General features: G+C 36.6%; 1 pseudogene. It reads left to right on the plus strand.

Annotated features, from left to right (window positions below):
- A pseudogene (gene thiH / locus FUA24_RS07705) lies at positions 1-606 on the plus strand (2-iminoacetate synthase ThiH); the annotation flags it as partial.
- Positions 607-670 lie beyond the last annotated feature (64 nt).

Here is a 670-nt window from a genome sequence, read left to right on the forward strand (position 1 = left end):
ACTTTAATTGAGGCTGGTTTATACGCTGTTTTGGTATATCAAGAAACGTATCATGAAGCCGAATATAAAAAACATCATCCCAAAGGGAAAAAATCTAACTTTAATTACCGTTTAGAAACACCCGATAGATTGGGGCGTGCAGGTGTTCACAAAATTGGTTTAGGGGCTTTATTTGGTTTAGAAGATTGGCGTGCCGATAGTTTCTTTACGGCGCTACACCTAAAATATTTGCAAAAAACCTATTGGAAAACAAAGTACTCTATTTCGTTTCCGCGTTTGCGCCCACATAGTGGTGGTTTAGAACCTAAAGTTGAAATGACCGATAAAGATTTGGTGCAAACCATTTGTGCTTTTAGGTTGTTAGATGAAGATGTTGAATTATCTTTGTCTACCAGAGAAAGTGAAACATTTAGAAACCATATAGTGCATTTGGGTATTACATCGGTAAGTGCAGAAAGTAAAACAAACCCTGGTGGTTACACCGTAGATCCTCAAACTTTAGAACAGTTTGAAATATCTGATGAGCGCCCCACCGAAACCATTGCACAAATGCTTAAAAAGCAAGGTTTAGAGCCCGTTTGGAAAGATTGGCAACATTTTAAATAGTAAAAAATGCTAACGGATAACGAAAAAAAAATTTACAGCAGACATATTATTCTTGATGAAATAG

It is taken from the genome of Seonamhaeicola marinus, from assembly GCF_008085455.1.